Source organism: Enterobacter sp. ENT03 (assembly GCF_019218745.1).
GTDB lineage: Bacteria > Pseudomonadota > Gammaproteobacteria > Enterobacterales > Enterobacteriaceae > Enterobacter_D.
Window position 1 is genome coordinate 1 of record NZ_JAHUXA010000039.1, and the last position, 1,249, is coordinate 1,249.

Sequence of the window (1,249 nt, forward strand, 5' to 3'; positions counted from 1 at the left end):
TGAAGTGGTCAACAAAAACTGGCCACCGCGTTAGAGTTTTTCCAGTATCGTTTTTCCGATTCGTTTGGGGGTAAGCCACCGTTATATTCATGCGGCCTGAGCGTGCTGTAATATCCAACGATATAGTCCGTTATTGCGTGGGCTGCATCGCTGAAGTTTATGTAACCCGTCACCGGTACCCACTCATTCTTCAGGCTCCGGAAGAAGCGTTCCATTGGGCTATTATCCCAGCAGTTTCCACGCCGGCTCATACTCTGCTTGAGCCGGTATCGCCACAGCAACTGCCGGTACTGCCTGCTCGTATAATGACTGCCCTGATCGCTGTGGAACATCACTCCGGCTGGCTTGCCGCGCGTTTCCCATGCCATTTCCAGCGCTTTCATGGTGAGTCTGCTGTCTGGTGAGAACGACATTGCCCAGCCCACTGGCTTTCTCGCAAACAGATCGAGAACAACGGCGAGATACGCCCAGCGTTTGCCTGTCCAGATATACGTCACGTCGCCACACCACACCTGATTCGGCTCTGTCACTGCGAACTGCCGCTCAAGGTGATTAGGGATAGCAACGTGTTCATGGCCACCACGTTTATAGCGGTGAGTGGGTTGCTGGCAACTGACCAGTCCCAGTTCTTTCATGAGCCTGCCAGCAAGCCAGCGCCCCATCTGATAGCCTCTCTGGGTCGCCATGGTGGCAATGCTCCTGGCCCCGGCCGAACCGTGGCTGATGCTATGCAACTCAAGCACCTGGCTTCGTAATACTGTTCGTCTGCCGTCTGGTTTTTCAGGACGGTTTTTCCAGTATTTGTAGCTGCTACGATGAACCCCGAACACTTGGCAGAGAGTGGCTACAGGATAACGCGCCCTGAGTTTCCCGATTATCGAGAACTGTTCAGGGAGTCTGACATCAAGAGCGCGGTAGCCTTTTTTAATATTTCATTTTCCATTTCAATACGTTGTAGTTTTTTCCTGAGCTCACGGATTTCAATTTGTTCCGGGGTAATGGGGGAGGCTTTTGGTGTTTTTCCCTGTCGCTCATCACGCAACTGCTTCACCCATCGCGTCATTGTGGAAAGGCCGACATCCATAGCGCTGGCTGCGTCTGCAACGGTGTAGTTCTGGTCAAGTACCAGTTGAGCGGATTCGCGTTTGAATTCAGGACTGAAATTTCTTCTTTTCATTGGAGCACCTGTGTTGTTCTGAGGTGAGCATATCACCTCTGTTCAGGTGGCCAAATTCAGTAAACCACTTCA

General features: G+C 51.9%; 1 protein-coding gene. It reads right to left on the reverse strand.

Going from position 1 to position 1,249, the window contains the following annotated elements; genetic code table 11:
* Positions 1–8: 8 nt before the first annotated feature.
* A protein-coding gene (locus KW828_RS21615) for an IS3 family transposase (RefSeq protein ID WP_218338286.1) occupies positions 9–1,177 on the reverse strand; the annotation gives its coding sequence in 2 pieces (ribosomal slippage) (positions 9–928 and positions 928–1,177; 1,170 coding nt in all).
* Positions 1,178–1,249 lie beyond the last annotated feature (72 nt).